General features: G+C 52.3%; 8 protein-coding genes and 2 pseudogenes. 6 read left to right on the top strand and 4 right to left on the bottom strand.

Annotation, left to right across the window (positions count from 1 at the left end):
* Positions 1-111: 111 nt before the first annotated feature.
* From AACS90_RS14820 to tssI, 4 genes and pseudogenes are all read right to left on the bottom strand, one after another.
* Positions 112-507: an immunity 22 family protein gene (locus AACS90_RS14820; protein ID WP_167450508.1), complete on the bottom strand. Its 396-nt coding sequence runs from the start codon at positions 505-507 to the stop codon at positions 112-114.
* An 11-nt stretch (positions 508-518) separates the two neighbouring features.
* Positions 519-4,982, bottom strand: a complete 4,464-nt coding sequence (locus AACS90_RS14815; RefSeq protein WP_241538306.1) for an RHS repeat-associated core domain-containing protein — start codon at positions 4,980-4,982, stop codon at positions 519-521.
* A gap of 12 nt (positions 4,983-4,994) precedes the next feature.
* On the bottom strand, positions 4,995-5,414 hold the full coding sequence (locus tag AACS90_RS14810; RefSeq protein ID WP_099123206.1) for a DUF1795 domain-containing protein: 420 nt from the start codon (positions 5,412-5,414) through the stop codon (positions 4,995-4,997).
* A 95-nt stretch (positions 5,415-5,509) separates the two neighbouring features.
* Positions 5,510-6,319 (bottom strand): annotated as a pseudogene (tssI, locus tag AACS90_RS14805) (type VI secretion system tip protein TssI/VgrG); the annotation flags it as partial.
* Here tssI and AACS90_RS14800 point away from each other — a divergent pair.
* The 6 genes and pseudogenes from AACS90_RS14800 to AACS90_RS14775 all read left to right on the top strand — a co-directional run.
* Positions 6,320-6,715, top strand: a pseudogene (locus AACS90_RS14800) (conjugal transfer protein TraG N-terminal domain-containing protein); the annotation flags it as partial.
* Between the two features lie 495 nt (positions 6,716-7,210).
* A complete protein-coding gene (locus AACS90_RS14795; RefSeq protein ID WP_099123205.1) occupies positions 7,211-8,920 on the top strand; it encodes a ShlB/FhaC/HecB family hemolysin secretion/activation protein in 1,710 nt (569 codons plus the stop codon).
* Between the two features lie 235 nt (positions 8,921-9,155).
* Positions 9,156-21,104 (top strand): hemagglutinin repeat-containing protein, encoded by an 11,949-nt coding sequence (locus AACS90_RS14790; RefSeq protein ID WP_099123204.1) that lies wholly within the window; start codon positions 9,156-9,158, stop codon positions 21,102-21,104.
* Entirely contained in the window at positions 21,094-21,354 is a 261-nt protein-coding gene (locus AACS90_RS14785; RefSeq protein ID WP_099123203.1) for a hypothetical protein, read from the top strand. Before AACS90_RS14790 ends, AACS90_RS14785 begins: the two co-directional genes overlap by 11 nt.
* A gap of 80 nt (positions 21,355-21,434) precedes the next feature.
* The gene (locus AACS90_RS14780) at positions 21,435-22,271 is read left to right on the top strand and encodes a DUF6862 domain-containing protein (protein WP_206601860.1); all 837 of its coding nucleotides are present in this window, start codon (positions 21,435-21,437) and stop codon (positions 22,269-22,271) included.
* Positions 22,244-22,633 (top strand): SCO4402 family protein, encoded by a 390-nt coding sequence (locus AACS90_RS14775; protein ID WP_193757272.1) that lies wholly within the window; start codon positions 22,244-22,246, stop codon positions 22,631-22,633. The genes AACS90_RS14780 and AACS90_RS14775 overlap by 28 nt, the downstream gene beginning before the upstream one ends.
* Positions 22,634-22,881 lie beyond the last annotated feature (248 nt).

The raw sequence follows: 22,881 nt of genomic DNA, 5'->3' as shown, positions 1-22,881 counted from the left end.
ATATATCATGTTATTATGATGATGCCTGACCATAATCTTCTTGGCGTAAAATAGAGTAATTAGTTACAAAAATAGAGGCTAAATAATATCAACTCAGCCTCTATAATTAATTTAAATTATATTATTTTCATACCAAATATCTGGAAGTTGGTAATTGAAAACACCGACAAACTTTAACCCACAAAAATCTTTATTTTTTTCTTCAAATTCAAATGACTCATCTAGTATTGATACATAACAGTTAGCATTGGTAATATTTAATTCGTTGCATTTTACCAATAGCTCATTTTCATATGACTCACTGAAAGGAATTTCATCAATTATTTCTTTTATATTTATAGGATTATCAACAAAATAGGTGGAGAAGGTATCAACATCATATTCTTGTCCTATATCTTGGCAAAAACCGCATTCCTCACCAAACTCATCTTGATTTATATAGTCATCAAATCTGTTATCAACTGTACCAATCCATATACTTATAGGATATGTGGTTTTTTGACTCATTATTAATACTCCTAACATTTTATAGCACTAAAATTTATTTGGCTCATAAGACGCGCACCATCTTTTACATACTGCTTCGCAAATGATTGAATCACCTTTACTGCTTCGCTTTTTGTTTTGGCGTTCTCTAATTGTGCAAATAAAATTTTATGACCATTAGAACTCGCCCTACCTGATTGCCCAGCAGGTAATTTAGCACCGGTGGAATGTGGCCCTTCTAAAAAGACACCGGGCTTTTTAGGATCTGGAACACCTTGGAACCATACATCTGAACGTGGAGACGAAAGCTCCAATAACTCACTATATTTAAAGCCTAATTCTTTAGACTTAGCTGCCATTGATACTGGGAACCATTCATGAGCGCCTCCGCCATTACGTAATGCATCTGTTATCCCTGGTTTAACAGCTTTATTAGACATTGCTGCAGTAACATCGCCTACTGATGCTTTATCAAACCATTCTCCAAAGCTAATTTTTTGCTGATTCCAAGGATAATCACTTGCCGCTAGCCCAAATGGATCAATTTGAGTACATGGATTAGAGCCATATATATAAATGTTTTCTCCACCCCGTATTCCCAACGGATCGGGGGTTAAATAACACCCAGCCACAGGCAAATAATACCGGAATCGATTGTAGACCAGCCCGCTCTCCTCGTCGAGAAATTGACCTGCAAATTTTAACCCCGGATTAAGTTCCACATTTTCACCGGCCGCCCCTAGTTGTAGTCCGTACAGGCTTTGCAGCGGTTGCCGCCAGACCCGATGCCCGGCTTCATCAAACAGCGCCAGCGGTTCCCCGGTCGGGGCGCACACCGCATACTGGGTCTGGATTTTTCCGCCCAGCAGTTCAGTACGGTCTTCCGGGTTCAGAGTAAAGAACTGCACCTGTTGTGCCAGCAACTGCCAGCCATCAAACACCAGATGCCGGATACAGTGCAGCCGGTTGTGGCGGTACTCCCTAATCTCCGCCGGGACATCCCCATCCCACAGGTATGTGGTGCGCTCGCCCGAGCGTTCACACGCTTTCTCGGTGCGCCGTCCGAAGGCATCGTAGCGATAGTCCCATTGCTGGCCACCCGGCGTCTGTACTCCGATAAGCTGATTCTGGCTGTTCCAGCGGAACTTGGTGAGGTGAGCACGGTGGCCTTCCTGCCAGAGCTGCATGGCGGTCATGCGACCGGCATCGTCATATTCAAATAAATGCTGACCGAGCTGTCGTAACCGATGTCCTTTCTGGTAAAGCCGTTCACTGTCAATTTGATGCAAACCGTCAAAACGACGTGCCGGGTAACCGGAGACATCATACTGATAATGTTCCTGCAAGCGGTCCCGGTCGCTGATCGAAGTCACCTGCCCGTTGCCGTTGACAACATAACGTAACCACTGTCGCTCATCGTTTGCAGCCACCAGATTCAGTGCCGCGTCGTAGCGATATTCCTTGTCCAGTCCCGCCAGTGTCGGTTGCGGAATGTCAGCGACTTCATGGGCTTCAAAAAATTCGGTATTCCGCCCGGCACGCTGTGCGGTTAACTGCCCCATTAGGGAATGTTCCTGACGCAGGATGAAACCTTTATCTGACTGACGGTGCCATTCACGCCCATCGTCATCCCGTTCAAGGCTAAGAGTGTGTTCACTGCTGAAACTTACTCGTCGCAGTTCACCGACGTTATTGACTTCGGCTTTTGCCTGCCAGCCCTGATTATCTGTGGTAAGCAGTGTTCTTTCGACGGTAGTGCTGCCCGGGTAATCTCGCTGGATGCCGCCGTGTACCTGCGTTTCTCTCACGATGCGATCTTTATCATCGTATTCGAACATCAGCGGTGTACTGTCGGACAAAATAACTTCTAGCAAACGCCCCAGAATATCGTAAGCGTAAGTGGTACTGCCTTCCGGTGTGTGCATCGTGGCCACCCGCCCGGCGGCATCATAGTCATAGCGGGTGACGTTATTCAATGCATCCCGTTTTTCCGTACAGTTGCCATTACCGTCATAGGTATAATGCCACTGCGTGCCGGCGTAATCAGTCTCCGTTGTCACTCGTCCGTCGGCATCCAGCTGATAACAGTAGCTTTCCCCTTGCGGATTAATCACTTCAACGAGTTGCAGGCTGTCCGGATCATAACGGTACTGCCAGCGGTGACCTTCTCCGTCGACACGCCCGACAGGCAGGTCAAACGGGCCGTATTCAATCTGCCATTCCACGCTCCGGGCATCTGTCCACCGGGTCAGGTTACCATGGCGGTCATGGCGGAAGCGCTCCAGACTGTTGTTGGGACGGTCACTTAAGGCAACACGGTGATGGCGGTCATATTGCCACAACCATAAGGCTCCGCCGCCTGATGACAGTCGCTGCAACCGGTCATGGCTGTCGTAACTGAGCCGCAAACTGCGGTTTTCCTCATCAAACAGCCGGGTCAGCCGCTGATGGTCATCGTATTCCCAGTTTCGCTGGTTGCCTTCGTCATCTTCTGCCTTCGTCACCAACCCGAAGGCATTGCGGGTTAGCGTAGTTTTGCTGCCGTCCGGAGCAATAAAGCATTCGGCCTGACCCTTATCATTGTATTGCTGCCACCAGACACGACCGAGGGGATCGGTCATGCTGATAAGGCGGTCAGCCTCATCGTAGTGATATTTCCAGGTTGCACCGGTGGCATCAGTAAAGGCTGTCACCAGCCCGGTATCCACCAGATAATCTAACGTCAGGATTTGCCCTTCCGGCAAAATCTGCTGGCGCAGGTTGCCCCATTCATCATATTTATAACGTGTGACATGACCGCATGGGGTTTCGACCTGAGTGACCTGCTGTCCGGCATTATAATGCCAGGTGGTGGTATGGCCCTGTGGTGTGGTGGAACGGGTAATACCGGCTTCATAGTCCAGCCGGACGGGGTAATAGCCTCCGCTACCGACACTTTCAATGCAGCGTCCCTGGGCATCATACACATAATCCACGGCCGTCTGGTCACCGTCTGACCAGCGGCTAATCAGTCCCTGACCATTGTATTCATAGAACAGGTGAAATTGCTGGGTACTGTCCGCTTCTGCCAGCCAGCCATTGTCGTGATAGTCATAGCGCACCAACACGTCACTGAGACCACTGTCGCTGCGGCGGATATCAGCCAGCAGGCCATCCTCGCGGTACAGCAATACCAGCGCCGGGCCGTCACTGTGGGTGACCCGATGCAGCTGGCCTTGCGCATTGTAATGAAACCCGATGGTATTGTCGTTGCAGTCACGCAGGGCAGACAGTTGCCAGCGCTGTGTACCGGTCGTCACTGAGAGTTCCGGCTGGGTGAAGTATTTTCTGACCGGCTGATTGCGTTCTGTCAGCACGAAGCCCTGTTTTTGCCGGCTCAGCGTAAATTCCGGGTACTCAGGATTGATACTGTGGTCAACGCTTTGGGGCAGGGCGAAGTGCAGGGAGGCCCCTTCCAGTGTCAGGATTTCTACCCGGTCGCCGGTCACGATAACGGCTTCGGAGAAGTTATCCAGCCAGTTTTCGCCAAGCAGGCCTCGGCTTCCCGGTGACCAGCTGCGGGTAAAGGTCAGGGGTATCGTCTGGCCCAGTTCAAATTCGGTGCGCTGGTCAAACAGGTTGCCGGTGGTCACGTCTATCGGGTCACCTGTGAAGAATTTTTTGGTGGCCTGAGTGAAACGTTTCACCCCTTTATTGGCTTTAAACGCGGCTTTGGCACAAATCAGCCTGCCCTTTAGGGCATGGCCGGCTTTTTTGGCCCCCAGCTTTGCGCCGGCCAGCAGCGCCTGCCGTCCGGTTTTGGTCAGCAGTTTGCCGACCCCTTTGAGCAGCCCGCGTGTCGGGGGCACCAGAAATTCCACCGCCACCAGTAATGCCCGCTGCCAGCCGGAGAACTCTTCTTCAACCTTGAGGTAAGTCCCCTGACCGGAGCCGATAAAGACTTTGCCCGCGCCTCCTTTGATGGCCGCCCCACAGACCAGCTTGTCGCCGACCCGCGCCGCCGGCTGACCATTGATAAACACGGATTCACTGCCCTGTGCTATCAGGGGCGGTGCCGGGTGTTTGCTGCATGCCGCCATATCGATGGTGGCCCGCGCTGCGGGTTTGCCTTCAATGAGGACGTTACCGGAACCACTGCTCAATACCCCGTCCGGTGGGCCGAAGCTGTCGATAAAGTCCGTGACGGCCGAGCTGGCGGCCGCAATGGCATCGCTGGCCAGATAGGTTAATCCGCTGCCGGCGGCGGCCACAATCAGCGTTGCCCCTAACCCGCCGGTGCCGGCAACCAGTAACCCCACGGCCCCGAAAATCGCGGCACCAATCAGGGCACCGGCTACCGCCCCCATCAGGGCACCAAAGAAGCTCTTATGCTGGATGGGGTCGCCCTGACGTGCGGCGGCCGGCCCTCTGGCCCCACCACCGGGTGGCAGGGGCGGCCGGGCATGGGTCGCCCCGACCCGGGCAATCCGGGTAATAATTTCATCACCTAATCCCATATTGGTCTCTCCTTATGCCGCCTGAAAACTGCTCACCACCACCAGTAAAGCTTCCCGCTGCCCGTTGTTCATCGGTTGTGGCGAGGTCAGATTAAACGCCAGCAACTGACTGCCCCGGATTTGCAGCACCACGGTCTGGTGCATTTCCCCTTCCGGGCTTTGCCATTGGTAATCCAGCCGCCACGCCGTGTCACCGCTGAGTTCCATTTGCAGTCGCTGATGCTCCTGATACCCCGGCAGGTGGGTGACAAACTGGGCCAGTGTCTGTTCATAATACGCATCGCTGTCCGTGCCTGCCGGCACCGGAGTGCGGTTAATCACCAGATTGACGCCGCTGTCATCTGGCAGCACAAACACGTGCATCGATTCATCACGCCAGCCGGCAGGCAGGGTCAGGGTACCTTCGTTCATCTGGTAGGGTTGTGTGCTCATAATTTTCCTTTTCACTCTTTTTACGTCATTGATATTCAGCCCGCCGTAAAAATACGGCTGAGCGGGTGTCAGTCTTATTGTTGGCCTGCCCGGACTCAGTTCAGGGTGATAACCTCTTGTCCGTTCACAATGACGGTCTTACCGGTAATATGGATATTGCCGTCGGCATCAATCGCGATACTCCCTTTGGTGTTGCCGAGGGTGATACCGCTTTCGGTAGACTGAATAGTAATTTGTCCTTTGACGCTGAGGACGCTGGTTTTTTCTACGGTGACCTGCCGTGTCCCTATGCTGCTCACTTCCATGCCGACCACTTCTTTATGCCGGTCAGCCCGTACGCTGATAGCCTGATTGTGACCGACACTTTCGGTATGGTCGTGCATTACGCGGGTACTGCGGTCATTCAGGACGGTGGTATCCATGTCTTTCTGCGCGTGCAGTGACAGTTTCTCACTGCCTTTGGCATCCTCGAACAGCAGTTCGTTATAGCCCTCACCTTTGTGGGTCTTGGAACGAAAGGCCATCTGGGTTTTGCTGCCCGGCAGCCCGCCCGGCGGGATATTGTTGGCATGGTAGGTGCGACCGGTGACGATGGGCTGATCCGGGTCGCCATGCAGAAAATCCACCACGACTTCCTGCCCGATACGCGGGATAGCGAGCATCCCCCAGCCCTGACCGGCCCACGGCTGGGTGACCCGTATCCAGCAGGAACTCTGGTCATCGCTCTTGCCGTAGCGATCCCACGGGAACTGGAGGCGGATACGCCCATACTGGTCACAGAAGATTTCTTCTCCCGCAGGTCCCACGACGTTGGCAATTTGTGGGCCGTCAATCACCGGTTTCGGCAACGGTGCCGGACGCCAGTGCTGGTTATGGCGGATAAAGTGAAACTGACTGTTCAGGGTATCCTCATACCCCTGATTGTGTTGTTTGCGGCCTATGAATTTAAGACCATCTTTACGCTGACGTTTGTGATTTTCGCACTGAATTTCCTGACGTTTTGGTGGGAGCTGGCACGTTGGCTGGACAGCCATTTACTGGAAGCGCTGTACGGCTCAGACACCCATAGTCTGTTTAACTTGGCCGGCATTCAGAACACCTAGGATGATTTAATCATGGGGCTGGTGATGGGCACACTGTTTATTGTGCTGCCGATGGTCTGGCTGGGCGCATTAGCGTGGGCCGGTGTACGTATGGGCGATATGGCAGGCATGATGAGCCAGGGCGTGGGGCAGGTCAGGCAATCAGCGGGCATGTTCGGACAGCTGGTGATGCAGAAGATGATGTCCAAAGGCAAGTAATCAGATGCTCTTTTTAAAACTTAAGGGGCAGGATGTTGCGCCTTAAGTTGAATCTTAATTTTCTATTTTCCTTTTTTTAATCTATTGATAATTGTTTCGATACTTAAAATAAGTCATTACACAAATTTAGAAACAGGGCTCATTGTGTGTCTCTTTTTATATTTTCCCTCAATAGAGAATGGCACGGTTTTCTGCCTAAAATAGACGAAATTTTTTAATATTTTGTATATGAATGAGTGTCTATTTATAAAAACTCATTTCGTTTAAATTCTATTTAGGTCACGATGATTTAATATTTCCATTATTATTCATAACATTAACCCTTTAAATTTTCTTTAATCTTTATTTTGGTTTTATTGCGCCAGAAATAACCTATTTTTTACATGATGATTAGATTGAAACATCAATAATCTGAGACATACTTTTCCCTTCACCGAAGGTTTTCGCATTGTGGTTTAAAGATAATGTTCCCGTCTTTTTCATTTGAGAAAAAATATGACAAAAACTTTTTTCAGCCGGAAAAAAATAGCCACCGGGCTGACCGGATGGGGGATATTTACTCTACTGCCTGTGTATGCAGATGAACCCTTAATTCACCAACAACAGCAACAGCAGGCGCAGGCGCAACGGCTGGAAGCCAAGCCGCCCCGGGTCAGTCTGTCAGATGATGCCGAAGCGGTGTCGTCGTCTCATTTGACTTTTCCTAAAGAGTCACCCTGTTTTGATATCCGCCAGGTGACGTTATCGGGCCGTGAGGCCTTGCCTCACTGGGTTCCCTTGCAGCGTCTGGCTGATCAAGCCGTTGGACAGTGCCTGGGGGCGCAGGGCATTGGACTGCTGATGAGTAACATGCAGAATCGGCTGATTTCACACGGCTGGGTGACAACACGGATATTGGTTCCGGAGCAGGATCTCAGTCAGGGTGATCTAAAACTGAATGTGGTACCGGGAAAAATCCGGCAGATCCGTTATGCGGATGGGGCGGATAAATACGCCTCTCTGTTTACGGCGATACCTGCCGGGGCAGGAGAATTGTTGGATTTACGGGCGATTGAACAAGGGATGGAAGCCCTCCAGAGTGCACAGAATACTCAGGCATCCATGGAACTGGTGCCGGGGGACGAGCCCGGCGAAACAGATATCGTTGTCCAGCGTCAGCAGTCCCGCTTCTGGCATATGGGGGCCTGGCTGGATAACAGTGGCACAAAAGCCACCGGGCGGGAGCAGGGAGGGATGATGTTCGCCCTCGATAATCCGACCTCACTGAGTGACCTGCTTTATGTGGCGGTGACAAAGGATTTATCCTTTACCGGCCGCAAACATTCGGCCAATTACACCGCGCATTATTCCGTACCTTTTGGCTATTGGCAGTTTGCTGTTACCGGCAGCAAATACACGTATGCACAAACGGTCCCTCTCCTGACTGAGGATGCAAAATACCGTGGCCGGAGTCAAAGTCTCAATGCCCAACTTAGCCGGGTGTTACACCGCAATACGCATTCTAAGACGACGTTAACGTATGGCGTGAATGTCCGCCAAACCCGGAACTTCATCAAGCAAACCGAAGTTGAGGGCCAAAAGCGCCGAACCAGTAACTGGAGCCTGAGACTGGATCACCGCCATTATATCGGGGATGCGGTACTGGATGCCGGCATACGTTACCAGCAAGGTACCCGTTGGTTCGGAGCCCTGTCTGCATCGGAAGAAACCCGTTATTCACCGGACAGTGAAAATTATGCTACGGCCAAACCGCGGCTCACTCAGCTTTCCGCCTCGCTCAATACCCCTTTTACGCTGGACAGCCAGTCTTTTCAGCACCGCATTGAATACCAACAACAATGGAGCTACAAGCCATTGACACCTCAGGATCGGTTCAGCATCGGTAATCGTTGGACGGTACGCGGTTTTGACGGTGAACATTCGCTGAGTGCTGATGAAGGCTGGACGGTGCGCAACACCTTCTCATGGCAGACCCCACTGTCGGAACAACAGCTTTATCTGGGCGCCGATTATGGTCGTGTAAGCGGCAATAACACGGCCTTTGAAATTGGCCGCACACTGTCTGGCGGTCTATTGGGAATGAAAGGCCCGATCCGCTCAGCCAATTTAGTCTACGATGTGTCTGTCGGAACGCCTTTTTCCAAACCGGACGGGTTTAAAACTGACCCAACGTATGTGGCGTTTAGCCTGAACTGGCAGTACTGAGGACAAATACCGATGTTAAGTGGTGTTGAGGCTGCTCTCTGCATGAGTGCTGAGAGCGGCGTGTTGCCTTAGTGCCACTTATTGAAACGCACGATTGTTTCCTGTTCCTATTTCTGCGCACGATACCATACGGGTGACGTGCGGGACCAAACAGTGATTGAATTCAGGGGGGAATGAAGCGCACTCATGGCAAGCTACTCATCCCCGGTGACACTACTGAAATGAGGTTCGCACGATGAATAAGCTGCGTTATCGCGTGATTTTCAGCAAGACCCGTCAAATGCTGATAGTGGTTTCAGAACTGGCGAAAAGCCATACCATGGAGTCGACACACCGTGACATCCCCGTCAACGCGGTGTCATCCCGCTACGTTTCGTTGCGGCCATTAATTCTGGGCGTTTCATTGGCGTTGGGGTTGGTCAGTCAGCCTGTCGGCGCCACGATTATGGCGGATAACCAAGCCCCCGGCAAAGAACAACCGACAGTTATCGCCACCGCCAACGGTATCCCGCAGGTCAACATTCAGACTCCGAATAATGATGGGGTATCCCGTAACCAGTATCGGCAGTTTGATGTGGAGCAAAAAGGGGCCATCCTCAATAACAGTACCGCGAATACCAAAACGGCGCTGGCCGGTCATATCACCGGTAACCCATGGTTGGCCAAAGGGGAAGCCAAAATTATCCTCAATGAAGTCAATAGTCGTGATCCCAGTAAGCTGAATGGTTTCATCGAAGTTGCCGGTCAACGGGCAGAAGTGATTGTGGCGAACCCAGCCGGGATCACCTGTCAAGGCTGTGGTTTTATTAATGCGAATAAGACCACGCTGGCTGCGGGACAGGCCGTGCTGGAAAATGGTCGCCTGAAAGGATTCGACGTGAAAAACGGTCAGATTGCGGTTGAGGGGAAGGGATTGAATGATGAAAAAAGTGATCATACCCGTCTGATTGCCCGGGCTGTGAAAATAAATGCCAAACTGCACGCACAGAATTTAACCGTTACCACCGGTCAGAACCGGACAGATACACAAGGTAATGTGCTGCAAACCGCCGTCAGTGACGGAAACGGCAAGCCCGAATTCAGCCTGGATGTGGCTGCCATTGGCGGTATGTATGCCAACAAAATAAAACTGGTGGGCACGGAAAAAGGGGTCGGTGTGCGTAATGCGGGGCATTTAGGGGCACAGGCCGGGGATGTGGTGCTCAACAGCAACGGGAAACTGATCAATAGCGGCTCAATCACCGCGTCCGGGAATATCACCAGTCAAAATAAGGGGAGTCTGGTGAATCAGGGCGAGATGGCTGCGGGTGTTGATAAGAACGGTAAACTGACCCAGCCCGGTCGTCTGACGATTGACAGTCGGGGTCAGCTGACTAACGGGGGAACTCTGGCTGCGTCTGAAAACATCACCCTGAAAAATGAGGGCAACTGGTTAAATCAGGGGCAAGTACAGGCCCATGAGTTGGTCGTCCGCAGTGAGGGACATCTCACCAACAGTGGCAAGCTGACGGCTTCAAAGGATATCAAGATTGATAATCAGGGGGATCTGGCCAATCAGGGTGAAATGACGGCTAACCGGGATATCACCCTGACCGTGCGCGATCAGTTAGCTAATCAGGGCAAAATTCGGGCGGGGCGTCATCTGACCAGTCAGAGCACTGCCATACAGAATCAGGCCGATGGTCAGCTGGCTGCCGGTGTAGATCGTGACGGTAACGTGACGCAACCCGGCACGCTGACCCTTAAAGCCAGAAAAACCGCACAATTGAAGGGGCAGATTGCAGCGCACGATAATGTCTCTGTCGAAGCTCAGGATCTCTCACTGGAGAAAAGCCAGACATCAGCCCGCAACCTGACACTGACATCAGACACGCAACTGAATTTACAGGATGCCAAAGTCCATGCCCGTCAAAATCTCACGCTCAACGCACCTGAGCACATTGATAACCAGCGCGGAGATCTGAGTGCGGAGCTCCTGACGTTAACCAGCCGAAAATTGAACAATCGTCAGGGCAAAATCACCCAAACCGGACCAGAAGCACTGGTGCTGAATCATCAGGACGGCATTGACAATCAGAACGGTCTATTGGAGACCGATGAAGCGCTGGTGATTCGAACAGGTAGTCACTGGAATAACCGTGGCGGCACGGCAAAAGGCGGCAAGCAGGTCAACGTCTCTGTGCAGAGTATCGACAATACGAAGGGCCAACTACGCTCCGGGGGTGACCTGATACTTGATAGTACCGGGAATGTCATTAATCAGGCAGGCATCCTGGCGGCACAACACAACCTGCACTGGCAGGGGGGTGTTAACAGCCTGCTGAACAATGACGCGGGCACGTTATTGAGTGACGGCGCCATGTCATTGAAAGGTAAGACGCTGCTCAACCGCCAGCAGGGTACAATCCTGAGCAAGCAAAAGCTGACCCTGACCACCGCCGAGAGCATCGATAATCAGTCGGGGGGGATGAGTGGCAAACAGCTGCAACTGACAACCCGGCGCCTGAACAATACGCGGGGTAAGTTGCTTAGCCAGGGGCGTTTGCAGATAGAGGCGGGTCAGGCCATCGACAGTGAGAGTGGGCTGTTGGAAGCTGACGAGGAGCTGGTGATCCACACGGACGGTCATTGGGATAATCGCGGTGGTCGAGCAAGAGGAGACAAACAGGTCATCGTCTCTGCGCAGAGTATCGACAACACGAAGGGCCAACTACGCTCCGGGGGCGACCTGACGCTCGACAGTACCAGAGATGTGATTAATCAGGCGGGTATCTTGGCGGCACAACACAACCTGCGCTGGCAGGGCGGGGAAAATGGCCTGCTGAACAATGATGCGGGTACGCTACTGAGTGACGGCGCCCTGTTATTACAGGGTAAGAATCTGCTCAACCGCCAACAGGGGCTTATCCGGAGTCAGCAGGCACTGGATCTGTCCATCGCCGGCAGTGTGGATAACCAGTCTGGGGAGGTGGGTGGCAAACAGCTGCAACTGACAACCCGGCGCCTGAACAATACGCGGGGTAAATTGTTTAGTCAGGGGCGTTTGCAGATAGATGCGGATCAGGCCATCGACAATGAGGATGGTCGGTTTGAAGCCGAAGAAACACTGGCAATCCATACGGACGGCCACTGGAATAACCGCGGCGGCACGGCACAAGGGGGCAATCAGGTGACTGTCTCCGTGCAGAACATCGACAACCGCGACGGTAAACTGTACTCCGGGGGCGATCTGATACTTGATAGTACCGGGGATGTGATTAATCAGGCAGGCATTCTGTCGGCACAACGCAACCTGCGCTGGCAGGGGGGTGTTAACAGCCTGCTGAATAATGATGCGGGTACGTTGTTCAGCGATGGCGCGATAGCCCTTGTGGGTGGGCAACTCACCAACCGCCAAGAGGGGCTTATCCTGAGTCAGCAGGCACTGGATCTGACCATCGCCGGCCGTGTGGATAACCAGTCCGGGGAAATGGGTGGTAAGCAGCTACAACTGACAGCACAGCACCTGAATAATATGCAGGGAAAAATGCTCAGTCAGGGGCCCTTACAGATTGAAACCCGTGAGGCGATCGACAGTGAGGGGGGGCGGTTTGAAGCCGACGAGGAGCTGGTGATCCATACGGGCGGTCATTGGAATAATCGCGGCGGCACGGCACAAGGCGGTAAACAGGTCATCGTCTCCGCGCAGAGTGTCGACAACACGGCGGGAAAATTGCGTTCTGGGGGCGATCTGACGCTCGACAGTACCGGGGATCTCATTAATCAGGCGGGTATTCTGGCAGCACAACACAACCTGCGCTGGCAGGGGGGTGTTAACAGCCTGCTGAATAATGATGCGGGTACGTTGCTCAGCGATGGCGCGATAGCCCTTGTGGGTGGGCAGCTCACCAACCGCCAGCAGGGGCTTATCCTGAGTCAGCAGGCACTGGATCTGACCATGGCCGGCCGTGTGGATAACCAGTCCGGGGAAATGGGCGGCGAACAGCTGCAACTGACAGCACAGTACCTGAATAATATGCAGGGCAAAGTACTCAGCCAGGGGCGCTTACAGCTTGAAGCCCGCGAGGCGATTAACAGTGAGGCTGGATTGTTTGAGGCCGCAGAGGCACTGACGATCCACACGGACGGTCACTGGAATAACCGCGGCGGCACGGCACAAGGCGGTAAACAGGTGACCGTCTCCGCGCAGAGTATCGATAATACGGAGGGAAAATTGCGTTCTGGGGGCGATCTGGCTCTCGACAGTACCGGGGATGTCATTAATCAGGCGGGGACGCTGACAGCACAGCAACGCCTGCAATGGCAGGGCGGGGAAAATGGCCTGCTGAACAATGACGCGGGCACGTTACTGAGTGGTGGCGCCCTGTTATTACAGGGTAAGAACCTGCTCAACCGCCAGCAGGGATTTATCCAGAGCTTGCAGGCACTGAGTTTGGATCTCACGGGCGATTGGGACAATCAGGGCGGTAAATTGGCTAGTGGTGGACGTAGTTCAGTGAATGCTCAGAGTCTCCGCAATGCGAAGGGAGAAGTTCAGGTGCTGGATGCGCTGGATATGAACTTCACCCGCACACTGGATAACAGTCACGGCCATATCTTCAGCAAACTGATGCAGTTCCTGCGGGCGGAGGAGATGGTTAACGCCGGGGGATGGATGGGCAGTCAGGGAGGCTGGTCTGCCTCAGGCAGACGGTTTGACAACCGTGATGGCGACATACTGAGCCAGCAGGCGACAACACTGACGGTGAATACGCTGGATAACCAGAAAGGCACACTGCAGTCAGCGGGTGCCTTGATGCTACAGGCAGACAAGGTTGATAACCGGGCCGGTAAAATCAGCGCTCAGGGAATGCTGGATGTCGCGGGAACGGCAAAGGGCACAGCCGCCGGTTTATTGCAGAACAGGGGCGGCCAGTTGCTGGCCGGTGACGACCTCACTGTGACAGTGAAAAACGTGGATAACCAGCAAAACGGGTTGATCTACAGCCAAAAGCTCCTGCGGCTGGTCTTAAGCGGCAGCCTGGATAACCGACAGGGTAAACTGCAAAGCGAGGGAGATATGCAGATTGTTGCGCAGTCGCTGCTGAACAAGGCCGGCTCGATGGCGAGTCAGCAAGCGTTGGGTCTGCGTATTCTGGAACGGCTGGATAATAGTCAGGGCGCGGTGAGAAGCCATGGTAATCAACAAATATCGGCCGGGCGGGTGGATAACCTGCAGGGGATCTTCAGCAGTCAGGGCGGAATTAATCTTGCGGCGAGCCGGCTTGATAATCAGAACGGTACCCTTATCAGCCAGTGGGACGGGGTTTACCGTCTTAATGAACTCAATAACCCGCAGGGTAAAGTGCACAGTGGCGGCACATTAACACTCAATAGTGAACAGGTGAACAACCAGGGTGGGCAACTGGTCTCCACCGGTGCGATGCATCTTAACAGTCAGCAGATCAATAACGACGGGCAAGGAAAAATTACCAGCCAGAATGCGCTGGTTGTGCAGACTAACCGGCTGAACAATCACGAAGGTGGATTGTTACAGGGCACGACCCATACCGATGTGATCGCACGTGAGCTAAACAATCGTGCAGGACGCTTGCAAAGTGCGGGTTCCCTGACGCTATCGCGCCTTGAAGTACTGAACAATCAGCAGGGATCTCTCCTCGCCAACAATACGTTCAACATTAACACTGATGCCCCTTCTGTGCTGACACTCTCTAATCAGGGCGGAACCATTCAAAGTGGAGAACGTCTGGCAATCAATACCCGCCTCCTGAATAACCAGGGTGGAACCGTACTCAGTCAGCAGTCGTTGGCGCTGACCGTGCAGCAGGATTACACCCACCGGCTCGGTGATACGCTGAGCAGTAACGGGGCGGTGACTTTCAACATTGCCGGTACGTTGACGAATGAGGCCGACTGGCGACTGCCGGGTAGCCTGACCGTCAACAGCACCCATTTCACCAACGTGAAAAACCTTATCGGAAAAGCCCTGCAACTGACCACGGGAAGTCTGCGCAATGGGGGGCGACTGGAAGCTGACAGCATGATGCTCACCAGCGACAGACTGGATAACACTGCTACAGTGATGGGGGATGATATCACGGTACGTAGCCGGGTCATTGATAACTACGGGCGTAATGCGGTGATCGCTGCCACGGAAGCGTTGAGCCTGCGTGCCAGTACATATCTGAAAAACCGGAATGGCAGCTTGATCTACAGCAGTGGTTCACTGTATCTGGGCAGTGGTGATCTGATTGAGAACCGGCGCAGCCGCATTGAGGCTGATAAAAATGCCGTGATTGAGGCAAAGCGGCTGGATAACTTGCGTACAGGGCTTTACATCGAGAGAGAAGCGGAAAAAAGCGAATACGAATGGCATCGTTATCACTACAACTGGCGATCTTATGGCTCATCGGTTAATACCGATCACAATACCATCGCTCCCGTCAAACAGCGTCTGACATTCCGCAATAACGCAGAAGCGGAAATGAATCGCTACGGTACCCTGCTGAATATCGATGCGGCCGGTAAACGTGCACAGGTACGGGTGAAAGACAACGAAGGGCAGATGCGTGAACTGTGGGTGAACTATCTTGCCCTCACACCGGGCCGTGGCGGCAGCTATGACATGACGTTCTACGAGACACGGGGGCATCGTCAGCACGAGGTGCCGACACCTTATCACAATACCGTCTGGCGCGAGCATAACCGGGGATACATTGAGCAGTGGGATCCGGCGAAACACATCAACATGGCGGATGCACCCTATGTGACGGATTACAACAATTTCCGGGAGCGCTCGGTCACCGGAACCCGGATACGGGATAAATTGGTGTCCAAGGGGATTGGTGCCCATATTCTCTCGGGTCACAACCTGGTGCTCAACATTACCAATCAACTGCGTAATGACGCCAGTACGATCAGTACTAACGGTAATCTGTCGATAAAAGGCAACGGTAAGATCACTAATCAGGGCTATTCCGTGAATGAACGCCGGACGGAATTCATTTCTGACCACTACGACAGGGATACCCGCCACTGGTATCCTCAATTCAATCACGAGGAAACCACGGCGATAGACACTGTCGACAGCATTATCACCGGGCAGGGAAATGTTTCTATCAACGGGGCATCTATTGAAAATACCACGGTTAATCAGGCACAAATTAGCCGTGTTGCGGCAGCCCAGAAAGCCATTACCGCCGAACGGACACAATGGGAACGCAATCCGCTGTCGGTGGAGGTTGACGGGGGAGCCTGGCAAACAGGGGATAGGCAACTGACATCCGGCAGCAGACTGGCGACCCCAGATATCCCGTCGCTTACGTCGGGCGGCCAACGGTTGACAGCAGACATCCCACCGTTCACATCAGGCAGCCAAAGGTTGACGTCGGATATCCCGCCGTTTACGCCGGGCAGCCCGCGTCTGACACCGGATATCCCGCCACTCACGCCAAGCCGCCGACCGCTCACTCCGGCCGAACGGATCCTGACCGACAAGCAACACCTCGGTAGCGTGGCTACCGCTCTCCCCAATAACGGTTTGTTCCGTCAGCACCCGGCACCGGAAAGCCGTTATCTGGTGGTGACCGACGAACGCTTTACCAACAGAAGCCGGTTCATCAGCAGTGATTATATGCTGCAGCAAATGGGATATAACCATGACCGGATCCATAAACGATTGGGGGATGGGTTCTATGAGCAACGGCTGGTACGTGAACAATTACTCCAGCTAACCGGCCGGCCTTCTGTACGTGGCGAAGATGCGCTGGAACAATATAAATCATTGATGAAAAACGGTATTAAGGTGGCGAAAGATTTTCAACTGGTACCGGGTGTAGCGCTGACGCCGGAACAGATTGCCGCGTTGCAACAGGATATCACCTGGCTGGTGAGTGAGACAGTCGATACCGACACCGGCCCGCAGACCGTGTGGGTACCTAAAGTTTATCTGGCGAACACCACGTTACGCCTGGCCGGTGATGGTGCCGTCATTGGCGGGAACACCCTGCAACTGTCAGCCGACAACATTAAAAACGCGGGCAATCTGTTTTCCAACCAGGCGCTTAACATTGATGCCGGTCAGTTCCGGCATCAGAGCGGGGATATCCGCGCTGACAGCATCAGCGTACAGGCAGACAGCCTGTCGCTGATCACCAACCTGCAGGACGCCTTGCGTCAGGCGACAATGAGTGCCCGTGATATCAGTCTCAGCGGCGGTGATATCGGGCTGCAGGGGGCGAAACTGGATGCCCTGCAGAATCTTAGCCTGCACGCCCGCAATAATCTGGATATCACGACAGCCCGAAGCCGTATCACAGGCAGCATAGACGTAATCTCAGGTGCAATGGGCAACCGTACCAGTAGCGGTATAGAAGAGGCCGGGAAGCGACGGGCACGCATCAGCGGCGAGTGGCAACAGGCACTGGGCAGTACGCTGAATGCTGGGGGAAACCTCAGTCTGACAGCAGGACGGGATCTGATCCTGAAGGGCAGCCAGGCGAAAGCGGATGGCCTCACCCGGTTGCAGGCGGGTGGGGATGTGAAGTTACTGGCGGATACAGCCACCACCCGTACCGATCTGGAAGCCAATAGTCGCACTTCATCGGTGCACAACAGTCGCCGGGAAGACCGGCTGCATCTCAGCACGCTGAGCGGCAATAAAAACGTGACTATTCTGGCGGGAAAAAATTTCATGGCAGAAGGTGCACAGGTTGAGAGTCAGTCAGGGGGAATTGGGCTGAGTGCCCAAGCGGTTACTATCAAGGATGCCCGCCAGTCCGTGACGGATCAGGACAGAGAAAAGACACGGGTAGGAAGCACAAAGAATCAGCGTAATATGGAGACAGTCCGTGACAAGAGTATAGGCAGTACCTTCAGCGGACGTGACGGTATTGCGGTAGTTGCCCGTGAAAGCGACATCACGGTGACGGGCAGCACGTTGCATAGCGAACAGGGAGCTCTGGCGCTGCAGGCGAAAAAGGATATGACACTCAACAGTGCCACTGAGCGTGATTATTTGCACTTGGAAGCCCGTTCGGATAAAGCAAGCATTTTGTCTGAGCAGCGTCGTTATGCAGCACAGAAAGATAACGTCACCCGCGAGACAGGCACCCTGCTCAGTGGAGACCGCATTCATCTGGCTGCGGGCAATGATTTGGCGGTGAGCGGCTCGGCGATAGCCGGAGATAAGGACGTGACCTTACAGGCCGGCAACAATGTCGATGTGACTGCCGCTACTGAAACGCAGTCTCATTATCGGCGGGAAGAAAAGAAAAAGCGCGGATTACTCAGTAGTGGGGGGATCGGTTTTACCGTGGGCAGTCAGTCTAGCCGCCATCAGAGCAATGAAAATGGTACTACACAAAGCCAGAGTGCCAGCACAGTAGGGAGCAACCGGGGCGATGTGAATATTACCGCCGGTCACCGTGCCCATATCAGCGGATCGAATTTAGTCGCAGGCCAGGATCTCAGTATCACCGGCAACAATGTACACATTGATCCGGGCTATGACAAACGCACGCGGGAAGAAACGTTTGAATCGAAGCAGAGCGGTTTGACGCTGTCACTGTCAGGCACGGTAGGTAGTGCGCTCAATACGGGAGTCAGCGCAGCCCAGCAGGCCAGAAAAGCCAGTGAAGGGCGGCTCAAAACGCTGCTGGATACGCAAGCTGCACTCTCCGGTGCGCAGGCGCTTCAGGCGTGGCAATTGAGCGAGGCGCAGTCGGCCAAAGCGGCAGCGATTAATCAGATGGGGGGGCAGGCCGAGAAACCCACCGATGTGATTGGGGGGCAGCTGTCGCTGGGCAGCCAGTCATCAAAATCGGCCACCCGGCATGAACAAACGGTGACGCAGGGCAGTCAGCTGAACGCAGGGCGGGATATTCGTATTACCGCCACCGGCGAGAAAGAAAAACCCGGCAGCGGTGGGGATATTCAGGTCCAGGGCAGCGAACTGAACGCCGGCAGGGATATCAGCCTAAGTGCTAAACGAAATATGACCCTGACATCAGGCCAAAATACCGAAACACTCCGGGGCCAGAACAGCAGTAAAGGGGGCAATATTGGTGTCGGGCTGACCGTGGGGCAGGGCGGAACCGGCCTGAAATTCTCCGCAGGCGGGAATGTCGGCAAAGGCCATGAAAACGGGGATAAGCTGACCCATACGGAAACCCAGATCACCGCAGGCGGTCAGGTGACCCTGAATGCCGGACAGGATGCCGGGCTGAAAGGGGCACAGGTGCGCGGTGAGAAAGTGACCGCCAATATAGGGGGTAACCTGCACCTGCAAAGTGAGCAGGACACCGACAACTACGGCAGCAAACAACAAAACGCCAGTATCGGCGCCAGCGTGACCTACGGCGTGCCGGGCGGATCATTCTCAGCCCATGCCAGCCGGGAAAAAATGGACAGCCAGTACCAGTCCGTCAACGAACAGACCGGCATTTTTGCCGGGAAAGGCGGGTTTGATATCAACGTTGGCAAGCATACCCAACTGGACGGCGCCGTCATTGCAAGTCGATCAGACAAAGGCAAAAACCGGCTGGAAACCGGTACGCTGGGCTTTAGCGATATCCAGAATAAAGCGGCATACCAAACCGGACAGCAGAGTACCGGGATCAGCACGGGCGGTGCCGTGGGCAGTCAACTGGTCTCCAATATGGCCTCGAACATGCTTTCCGGCACGGGGAACCAGGACAGCAAAACGTCCACAACCCATGCGGCCGTAAGTGAAGGATCGATTGTTGTCCATGACAGCAGTAAGCAGAAGCAGGATGTGAGCCAGCTCAGCCGCGATACGGTGAATGCGGCTAATAGCCTCAACCCGATTTTCGATAAAGCACAAGAGCAGCAACGACTGGCGCAAGCGCAGGCCATCGCGAATATTGGCACGCAGGTACTGGATATTTACAATACGCAGGAAGCGATTGCCGCTACGAAAAAAGCAACGGACGACTTTAATCAACCGCAAAGACAGCAATACTGGAAAGAAAAAGCCAAAGCCCAGCTTGACCAAGAAAACGTGAAGGCCACGCCGGACGCCCTGGCTGACCGGGCCTACCAGCTCGCTTACCATGAAGCGATCAAGGCTCAGGGAGCCGATATTGGCGGCAACCGCCGTCAGGCAGTCACTGCCGTGGTATCGGCGCTTCAGGGGCTGGCAGGGGGGGATATCAAAGCCGCTATTGCCGCGGGTGCCGCGCCGTCTCTGGCCAATGCGGTGAAAGCCGCGACTGACGGCAATCAAACCACTAACTTGTTGGCCCACGCGATATTGGGCGGTGTCATTGCCGAAATGAAAGATGGTTCAACGATTGCTGGTGCCACGGGCGCGGTCGGGGGCGAACTGGCCGTCCCGGCTATCGCACAGGCCCTGTATCCCGGTAAAGCATCCAGTGAACTCACACCGGATGAGAAGGAAAAAATCAGCAATCTGTCTACACTGGCCGGAGGCATTGCGGCCGGATTAACAACGGATTCTACTGCCGGTGGGGTGTCCGGGGCACAGAGTGCGAAAAACGCGGTCGAAAATAATATGTTGACCCCAGAAACTGCACCGAAAGGCCTGATGGATTACGGTCGGGCACAAAGTTCACTCGCCATGCAAATGCTTAAAGAAGGGGCAACCCCGGATGAGTTGTCGGAAGCGCTGGCGAAACAAGTGAAAGGTACGCATCCAGAAGGACAAGATCCGGTCAGAGGACTGTTATTTGCTTGGGGGGCAGGAGCTTCTGCTGTGGGAGGTACTATAGTTGCCCCTGTTGCTGGGACAGCAGCAGTAGGAGGAGGAGCTTTACTTGGTGCAATATCTGATGCTGGAAAGCAGATCATCACCATGAAACCGAACGAAAACTACAGCTATACAGACACTCTTATCGCTGCTGGTATGGGAGCATTAACCCAAGGCAAAGGTTTGGTATACACAGAAGGGATAAATATAGGTGGAGCTTGGCTAGGTAGCCAACTTAAAGGTGAAGATGCAACCGGAGCTGTTATAGGTGCTGCTGTTGGTACTGTAGCAGGTGTTAAAGGTGGAAAAATAATTACTGATAAACTGGCTCCTGTCGTTGTCAGTCCTGTAGCGTCAGAAATAGGAGGGGCTGTCGGCGGCGCTACTGTAGGTACAGTAATAAGCACCAGTATTGAAAATCAAATAAAAGAAAATGGAGCTAAAAATGGAAAATAAACAAATAGGATTAAAGGCTTTTATCTTACTTATAGTTTACTGGACATCGTTTATTTTTATTTTGGCCTTTATTGCAGGGTTAGCTGTCCCTGCATTTTATTATTTCGAAAATGGCTATTTTAATTATCATTGGAATGATTTTATTTATACTGTGAGAGTAGGAGTTGGTGCTGGATTGCCTGTTGGAATTGGAATCTGGATATTGGCGAAGATAGAAGAAATTCGTAAAAGAAAATCTTCAGATCCTTAGCTATTTAATTCCAGTCAGTATGATCGCGAGTCTGGATACAACTTGTAGTCGAGAATAATTATCTTCATCTCACTGAGAAAATGAGAGAAGAACAATTAAGCCGGAAACAAGCTGAAGGAACCATTACTACGAGTGAGCGTCAGGAACTTGACATTCTCAAGAAAGAAAGTCAATCGCGTGATGAACAACTTATCAAGGCTTGCCAAGGGGGACTAACTTCCGCTTGTTTGCGTGAGCAGAAATTAGCGATTGAAGCCCAAACATCTTATCGAGGCTACGTTGAGTATCAAACTTATTATGATTTGCTGAAGCAATACCCTGATGAAATGGATAAGTTTGGTCAGCTTATCAATGATTATTCTCGCGATATGATTGGGTTGGTCGAGAAAGGTTATACGCCTGAGCAAGCGAAGGCTAAGATTACCACTGATGCAAATTATGCTGCCAAGTACCAACAAGCTATGGATGATATGCCGACGTGGGCTAGAATTGCGTTGGTGGTACAGGATACTGTCGGTATGGTCTATGGGGCTAAATCGGCTGGAGTTGGCCTGAATCAGTTAGTAAAAAATACATCAATATCACCATCAGCTAATGTGAATAGTCACTGGATTGTACCAAATACAGTATCTAATAAATTCCCATCGGGTTGGGGAAAAGCTACGGCAAATAAAAAAGGTGTTGGTTTTAGATGGCAAGATCCTAATAACAAAGGGAATGGTGTTCGTATCGATCAAGGAAATCCAAATGTGAGCCAACCGACCCAACAAGTTGATCATGTAATAATTCGTCATAATGGTCAGGTTATTGGCAAAGATGGAAAACCGATAAAAGGTTCAATCGCTGATAATGCTGAAAAAGCACATATTCCTTTAAGTGAGTATAAAAAATGGAAAAATTGGAACTCTCCCGATTAAAGTATCCACATATGCGTGAAGAATTAATCGATTATATTCACGGGTTGTGTGATGAAGAATATCAGTATCAGGCTTGGGTTGAAGGCAATCGTCCAGGAGGTGGTCATGATGAATTGGATTATACTATCCATTTTTTATACGATGATACTGATTTAGCAAAGAGCCCCGAATCAATGATTGGGTGGATTTTGACAGGAAAAGCAGAAGCTGATGCTATAGCTAGTCTTGTTAGTGCACTAGATGCTGTGTTCGATAAATATGGTACTGAATTAACAGATAAAGAGTACCTTATTAAGGCTGAATGGATAAAAGTTATCAATACGGCTCAAAAAGCCAAAAAAATATTATCTGGATCTGCATAGAAATTGCATTCGGATGCGTATAACAATTGATGAAATATAACAAATAGCGCAGATGTATTTATATACTTCCGCGCTATTTTTTTGTATTTCTACAGCTAAATAACTTTTCATAATAGTGGGACACTCGATTTACTTTCTCTGAAAGAGTCTATTTGCAGATTTTTTCAAGAATTTTTTCACATTACTGAGCAGTTGCCACATATACCGACAAAACAATGGTTACGTGTGACTGTTTCATGTAACGTGTG

It is taken from the genome of Xenorhabdus sp. KK7.4 (genome assembly GCF_963876465.1).
Classification (GTDB): domain Bacteria; phylum Pseudomonadota; class Gammaproteobacteria; order Enterobacterales; family Enterobacteriaceae; genus Xenorhabdus; species Xenorhabdus stockiae.
The sequence above is the reverse complement of the archived record's forward strand: the minus strand, read 5'-3'. Positions and strand labels throughout refer to the sequence as shown.

What these genes read in the sequence shown, in the direction of transcription:
- AACS90_RS14780 (WP_206601860.1), top strand. Translation starts at nt 21,435, where the DNA reads ATGAGAGAAGAACAATTAAGCCGGAAACAAGCTGAAGGAACCATTACT.
- AACS90_RS14810 (WP_099123206.1), bottom strand. Translation starts at nt 5,414, where the DNA reads ATGAGCACACAACCCTACCAGATGAACGAAGGTACCCTGACCCTGCCT.
- AACS90_RS14820 (WP_167450508.1), bottom strand. Translation starts at nt 507, where the DNA reads ATGAGTCAAAAAACCACATATCCTATAAGTATATGGATTGGTACAGTT.
- AACS90_RS14785 (WP_099123203.1), top strand. Translation starts at nt 21,094, where the DNA reads ATGGAAAATAAACAAATAGGATTAAAGGCTTTTATCTTACTTATAGTT.
- AACS90_RS14790 (WP_099123204.1), top strand. Translation starts at nt 9,156, where the DNA reads ATGAATAAGCTGCGTTATCGCGTGATTTTCAGCAAGACCCGTCAAATG.
- AACS90_RS14775 (WP_193757272.1), top strand. Translation starts at nt 22,244, where the DNA reads ATGGAAAAATTGGAACTCTCCCGATTAAAGTATCCACATATGCGTGAA.
- AACS90_RS14815 (WP_241538306.1), bottom strand. Translation starts at nt 4,982, where the DNA reads ATGGGATTAGGTGATGAAATTATTACCCGGATTGCCCGGGTCGGGGCG.
- AACS90_RS14795 (WP_099123205.1), top strand. Translation starts at nt 7,211, where the DNA reads ATGACAAAAACTTTTTTCAGCCGGAAAAAAATAGCCACCGGGCTGACC.